The organism is Gemmatimonadaceae bacterium, assembly GCA_036496605.1.
Classification (GTDB): domain Bacteria; phylum Gemmatimonadota; class Gemmatimonadetes; order Gemmatimonadales; family Gemmatimonadaceae; genus AG2.
In genome coordinates, this window is the sequence record DASXKV010000031.1 from 21,996 (window position 1) to 28,548 (window position 6,553).

Annotated in this window: 5 protein-coding genes; 3 read left to right on the forward strand and 2 right to left on the reverse strand. The window is 63.5% G+C overall.

Annotation, left to right across the window (positions count from 1 at the left end; genetic code table 11):
* Positions 1 to 1,971 carry a hypothetical protein gene (locus VGH98_10720; GenBank protein HEY2376434.1) on the forward strand — a complete coding sequence of 657 codons (1,971 nt, stop codon included), beginning with the start codon at positions 1 to 3 and terminating at the stop codon, positions 1,969 to 1,971.
* A gap of 97 nt (positions 1,972 to 2,068) precedes the next feature.
* On the opposite strand, the gene VGH98_10725 is transcribed toward VGH98_10720, so the two are convergent.
* Positions 2,069 to 2,473 (reverse strand): GxxExxY protein, encoded by a 405-nt coding sequence (locus VGH98_10725; protein HEY2376435.1) that lies wholly within the window; start codon positions 2,471 to 2,473, stop codon positions 2,069 to 2,071.
* A gap of 188 nt (positions 2,474 to 2,661) precedes the next feature.
* Here VGH98_10725 and VGH98_10730 point away from each other — a divergent pair, with 188 nt between their 5' ends.
* Entirely contained in the window at positions 2,662 to 3,063 is a 402-nt protein-coding gene (locus VGH98_10730; protein HEY2376436.1) for a hypothetical protein, read from the forward strand.
* A 14-nt stretch (positions 3,064 to 3,077) separates the two neighbouring features.
* On the opposite strand, the gene VGH98_10735 is transcribed toward VGH98_10730, so the two are convergent.
* Positions 3,078 to 4,997: an ATP-binding protein gene (locus VGH98_10735; protein HEY2376437.1), complete on the reverse strand. Its 1,920-nt coding sequence runs from the start codon at positions 4,995 to 4,997 to the stop codon at positions 3,078 to 3,080.
* Positions 4,998 to 5,394: 397 nt separating this feature from the next.
* On the opposite strand from VGH98_10735, the gene VGH98_10740 reads away from it, so the two are divergent.
* A partial coding sequence (locus VGH98_10740) for an amidase (protein ID HEY2376438.1) occupies positions 5,395 to 6,553 on the forward strand: 1,159 nt, incomplete at its 3' end.

Sequence of the window (6,553 nt, forward strand, 5' to 3'; positions counted from 1 at the left end):
ATGCCAACGCTCCGTCTGTCCTTCCTCATTCCTGTCGCGGCGCTACTCGGCGCCTGTGCTCATCGCAGCAGCATCTCGCTCGCCGGCGTTCCCACACCCCAATCGTCCTTCAATATCGAATCGATGGCGAAGGCGGCGGCGCCGAATCCCGATCCGCGCGTAGGCCTCAAGGCGGGAATTACCGATGCCGGCGAGGCGAGCTGGAACATGCGGCTTTTGTCGAACACGCCCACGCCCCAGCAGTTCAAGAGCACCAACTCCGATCTGGGCTTTTTTGGCAAGTACGCGATTCAGGGGACGTACAACGGCTGGCTGATCTGGGATGTCTCGAATCCCGCGCATCCCTCGCTGCGCAAGGGCTATTTCTGCCCAGCCTCGCAGAATGACATCTCCATGTATAAGAACTTGCTGTTCATGTCGGCCGAGTCGGAGTCGTCGCGGCTCGATTGCAAAGAAGGCGGCATCAAGGATACGGTGAGCGCCGAGCGAATTCGTGGACTGCGCATCTTCGACATCAGCGACCTGGACAACCCCAAGTACATAACGAACGTGCAGACGTGCCGCGGATCGCACACACACACGCTGCTCGTCGATCCCAAGGATCCTAACGACGTCTACATCTATATCTCCGGATCGTCGGGCATCCGTCCCGCCGCCGAGCTGGCGGGCTGCAACAGCAACCCGAACGATCCCAATTCAGCGGATTTCCGCATCGAAGTGATCAAGGTGCCGTTGGCGCATCCCGAACAGGCGGCGATCGTGAGCAGCCCCAGGATTTTCAACGATCTCACCGCGCCCGCACATCACGGCTTGGCGTTAGGCGACGTCGAAGCGGAGAAGGCCTCGATCGCCGCGGGCAAATTTCCCGTCAACGTGATCGGCATCAACATCGAGCTGCCGAACGAGATGGTGCAGCCGCTCCTGGACAGCACGGCCAAAGCCAATCACGGCGGAGGTCCGGCGACGGGCGCTGATTCGACGGCATTGCGTGCCGCTCTCCCGAACATGTTGCTCAAGATGTTCGGCATGAGCGCGGGTCCGAACCGTGGTCCGACGCAGTGTCACGACATCACCGTCTATCCCTCGATCGGCTACGCGGGTGGTGCGTGCGAGGGCTACGGCATGCTGCTCGACATCCACGATCCCGCGCATCCCGTGCGCCTGGATGCGGCGTCGGACTCGAACTTCTCGTACTGGCACTCGGCCTCATTCAACAACGACGGCACCAAGCTGTTGTTCTCCGACGAGTGGGGCGGCGGCAGCGCGCCAAAGTGCCGCGCTTCCGATCCGCGCAATTGGGGCGCCGACGCAATTTTTGATATCATTAACAACAAGCTGGTCTTTCAGGGCTATTACAAGCTTCCGGCCCCGCAGACCTCCGAAGAGAACTGCGTGGCGCATAACGGCTCCCTCGTACCGGTGCCCGGTCGCGACGTCATGGTACAGGCGTGGTACCAGGGCGGCGTGTCGGTATTCGATTTCAGCGATCCCGCGCATGCGACGGAGATCGCGTACTTCGATCGTGGACCAATCGACCCGAATCGCATGGTAGAGGGCGGTGCATGGTCTTCGTACTGGTACAACGGTGTGATCGTGAGCTCGGAGATCGCGCGCGGGTTGGACGTGCTGGAACTGACGCCGAATCCGTTGCTGACGCAGAACGAGCTGGATGCGGCGAAGACCGCGCACGTGGACTATCTGAACGTCCAGGGACAGCCGAGGTACACCTGGCCGGCGAGCTTTGCGCTGGCACGCGCGTACGTGGACCAGCTCGATCGATCGAAGGGACTGAGCGATGCACAGATTGCGGCGACTCGTCAGGCGCTGAGCGGTGCGGAAGGCACCTCGGGATCGGCCCGGAGCAGCGCGCTGTCGCAGCTCGCGAGTCAGCTCGACACCGACGCTCGGGGCTCACGCGACGGAGGGAAGGTGCAGCTGCTCGCTGCGGCCGTGCGGAATCTCGAGCACTGAGTGCGTCATCGCGTTATTCGCGTACCGACAGCTCTCCAAGCCTGGAGACGTGGAAAGCCCAGGTCTTTAGGACGCGAATAACGCGAATGGGATTCAGCTACTTGCCCTTCCTAATTGTGTCTTTGTTGGAATCGACGAAGCGATAGAACTTTGGGTGTGGACCAAAGTGGAGCAGCACGCCTACTTCGAAGATGGTCGCGCGCAGATAACCGATGAGCTGTGGTCCCGCAGATACTGGGAGGCGCTCGGTGGCCTTGCATTCGACGATCACTCGGTTGTCCGCCACCATGTCGACCCGCTGCCGGGCAACGAGCTTGCCCTTGTAGTTGACCGGAACCATCACTTCTCGGTCCACTATGTGTCCGCGCAGCGTGAGCTCGTACTCGAGCGCTCCCGTGTACGCGGCCTCGCACATTCCACCACCGCCAAAGTAGTTGAAGACGGTGAAGAATGCGGCCACGATCGAGTGCACGCGTTCGGCTTCGAGGAGTTCGCCGCGCATGCGCAATGCTGGTCGGGATGATGTCGCTCACCAGCATCATACGCTTTCCGTTGGATACGCGAGATTGCGGTTCGAACGTCCGCGATTGGATTCGCCCCTCATTCGCGTCATTCGCGAACCGACGGCACTCCAAGCCTGCATGGGGTGACAAACGTTGACGCCATCCCAGACGACGCCTATCTCTGGGTATGACTCTGCCTGACCGGAAGCCGGACCGCGAATCACAATCAGAAGTAGCGCGCGACTCTGCAGAGCAGAACCGCATCATCGGCGAGGAGGAGCGATATTCCGCCGAGCGCGAGCGCCGTGTCGCGGAGACGGAGCGTCAAGAGCACGAGGTCGATCGCGTTCGCCGCGAGCTCGAGCGCATTCTGGCCGAAGATCGACGCGATCTTGAGGAATGGCAGCGCGCGACGGCCGAGGAGCTACGCTTGATAGCCGAGGCCGCGCGGCACGAGGCAGAAGCATCACGCCAGCAGGCCGAAGCAGCCCGGCGTGATGCGGCGATGCTACTCCAGCGAGTGAACGAGCAAGAGGAGATCGTGCGCGAAATGCAGCGCACAGTGCGAGAGATCAGCAAACGCGGTTGACTCGACGGTATCGATCAGCGCGACGCGTTGCCGACGCTATCGATTACGCGGCGCGTGGGTATCGTGACGTGGAACGTCGCGCCACCCTCTTCGCCATTCTCGGCAGATATGCGGCCCCGGTACCGTTCGACAATCGATTGCACGATGACCAGCCCAAGGCCCAGGCCTTGTGGCTTCGTCGTGAAGAACGATTCGAAGAGATGTGGCTGAGCGCCCGCTGCGAATCCGGGCCCGTTGTCGCTCACGACAACGTCGACTTCTTCCTCGCGACCCACCGTACGGATCAGCACCCGCGGACTTGGCGACGACCCGGATGCCTCGAGCGCGTTCAACACGAGGTTCAACACCACCTGCTCGAACTGAACCGGATCACCGGTGACGGCTGGCAGGTGCGGATCGAGCGACAAGCTAAGTTCTGCGTGACGAGTCAACGCCTCGTGCTGTAAGAGTCGTGCCGACGCGCGACAGACTTCATTGAGGTCCACGGACGTCGACGGCAATTCCTGCCCGCGAAGAAGAGCGCGAACCCGGATGATGACCTCGGAGGCTTGATCATTATCGGCGATGATGTCGGAGAAGATCTCGCCACAGAGCCGCCGGTCCTCGGGGCCGAATTCGCGATCGGCGCCCGCCACGAACTTCGCGCCCGTCTCCGCGTTCGCCCGCATCGCCGCGAGCGGTTGGCGGAGCTCGTGTCCGATCGTCGCGGCCAGCTCACCGACGAGCGCCATGCGTCCCATGTGCGCAACCTGGCGCCTCGTGTCATCGGTGCGCCGCCGCTGGTCTTCGACCAACAATTGCGCGCGCTTGCGGCGCCGCCGTTCGAGCAATAGCGCGCCGATGAGCAATGACTCAACCCCCATGAAGCCGAGCGCGATGAGAACGACCGCGCGGTACCGCTGCCACAATGAGGGTTCTCGAAACAGGAGCTCGGTCCCGGGTGGCAGCCGCTTCTCGGACAGATCCCAACGCTGGAGTTGACGCCAATCGGCGACGTACGAATTGGTGATGGACTCCGCGGGTGGCATCTGTCCAGGTCGACGGCGAAGAACGCGAACGACGAGTCGTCCCGTGTTGGTGCCTTCATCGTCGAACCGCGTCACGGAACCGCCCACGACTCCTTCGCCAACGTAGCTGCCCAACTGCGTGTACATCGGAGCCGACGCAGCACGCGCGAGGCTCCCGACGATGTCGAAAGGCTCGAACACCTGTCCGTGCCCGTCTCCCCTGTAATTCGCGAATATCACGATCGAGCGGCGAGGAAGCTGACGAAGCCTCGCGAGCAACGCGTCGAGCGGTAACCCCTGAACCACGGTGAGCGGAGGCGAATCGTGAAAGGCCGCGACAGCACTCACCACAGCGGAGACGGCCACCGAGTCGGTTGATGCCGCGCCGCCGACCGCGACGATCTGTCCCGCGTCGGGCTGGAGACCGCGCGCCATCGCCACCGTTGGTACGAAGCGCGAGGCGCTCGCCAGCCGGCCGGTTACGTACGCGGGGAGTGTCGAGGGATCCGTTTGTGGGGCGGCGCACAACGCGAAGACGATCGGCGCGTTCGGGAGCACGTCGTGCAGATGGTCGACGGCAAACCCCAGCGCGCGTGCGCCCACCGGCACGACGACGTCGATCGTGAATCCGTGGTACTTGTCTCTGAAATAGTCCGTCAGGCGCGGCGAGTGCTCGCGGTCAGAGAAGCGGTCGAGATCCAGGGCTTCCTGATAGAACTCGACGGGCGAGGCCAGCTCGTCGCGAATCGTTAGGCGTAACCGTTGCGTGAACTCGACCATCGGTTGCGTCTCGGCCTGTTGCTGGAACAGCACGAGCACGCGCGTTGGTCGCCCCCGGTCTTGTGCGCGCGCACTGGGTGCCGAGCACGAGAGCAATAACGCGACAGCCGCGACGACCAATGTCCCTTCGGCCGGGCGTACCAACACGATTGGATTGCCTGGAAGGTGTACCGTACGGCAAACTGAATCTGATAGTATGAGTCGAAGTTGTCGAAGCAGTATTGGCGCGTCGTCGCATCGAAACGATAGATGGCTGCGCTTGCGGTCCGCCGGTTTCGCCAACTTGTGATTATAGTGCAATCTGGCTCGTGCTGGCCAGCGTCGCTCCCGTCGGCAACGCCATTCTCCCGTCGTGTCGATGGTGCCATACGGAGCGACCCACTGTTGATTGGCGCATGGTGAAGTCCGTTTGATGGAAATTCAACATGCACCCTCTACGCGAGCGGCGCGATACGTCATTCGATGTAGCACATCCGGCGGGCTCGCACCATTCTTGGTGGCGAGCGAACCAGATGCCTAACGGATCGGCTGCTCCAACTCACCTATGAACTCCCGACGAAGCTTCCTCATTCAAGCGCCCGTCGCCCTGCTCGGCGCCGTCGCCGCCTGTCGCGCGGACGAGCAAAAGCCCGGCGCCAGCGGCGCGACATCCGCCACCGCGACTCCGGGTGCGCCGCCGGCCTTCAACACCGCGCCGCCGGTCGGCCCCGAGGTCTCGACAGCGACCTTCGCCGAAGCCGAGAAGCTTGCCCAAGTGTCGATGACCGATGCGCAACGCCAGATGATGGCCAAGAGCTGGCGGACGTCCATGGCCGCGTTGCTCGAGCGGCGCACGGGCCCGCGAAAGATCGTGCTCGAGCCGCAGCTCGCGCCCGCGACGCGCTGGGAGCCGGCGTCGATCTCAGTCGCCGCGGGCGGACCCACGCTCGCCGGCGAAACCAAGCAACTAGCGCGCGAACGGTTTATCCGTAGCACCATCGATCCTGGCCCGCTGCCGACGAACGACGCCGACATCGCCTACGCTCCGGTCACACACCTCTCGCGCTGGATCGAGACGCGCAAGCTCACGTCCACACGCCTGACGCAGATCTATCTCGACCGCATCGTCCGATACGATGGCAAACTGCGATGCGTGATTACGGGGACGCGCGACGCCGCGCTCGCGCAGGCCAGGCAGGCGGACAGCGAGATCGCGGCGGGCAAATATCGCGGTCCACTTCACGGGATTCCGTACGGCGTGAAGGACCTGCTCGACACCGCCGGCATCGCGACGACCTACGGCGCCGAGCCGTTCCGGAACCGCGTGCCGGCGGCGGATGCGGCAGTGGTCCGCCGGCTCGACCAGGCGGGCGCGGTGCTGATCGCGAAATTGAGCCTCGGGGCGCTGGCGCTCAACGACATTTGGTTCGGCGGACAAACCATGAATCCGTGGCTGCTCGAGGAAGGCGCGAGCGGATCGAGCGCCGGCCCCGGGTCGGCAACCGCCGCGGGCTTAGTAGGATTCTCAATCGGCAGCGAGACCGGCGGCAGCATCGTGGCGCCGTCGATGCGGTGCGGTGTGACGGGATTCCGCCCGACGTTCGGCCGCGTGCCGCGCACCGGCGCGATGACGCTGTGCTGGTCGCTGGATAAACTCGGGCCGATGACGCGCGCGGTGGAAGACGGTCTGCTCGTGCTGCAAGCGATCTCCGGCCCCGATGCGG

Bases quoted from the DNA above. Each gene is read 5' to 3' on its own strand.
- VGH98_10730 (HEY2376436.1), top strand. From the start codon at position 2,662: ATGACTCTGCCTGACCGGAAGCCGGACCGCGAATCACAATCAGAAGTA.
- VGH98_10725 (HEY2376435.1), bottom strand. From the start codon at position 2,473: ATGCGCGGCGAACTCCTCGAAGCCGAACGCGTGCACTCGATCGTGGCC.
- VGH98_10720 (HEY2376434.1), top strand. From the start codon at position 1: ATGCCAACGCTCCGTCTGTCCTTCCTCATTCCTGTCGCGGCGCTACTC.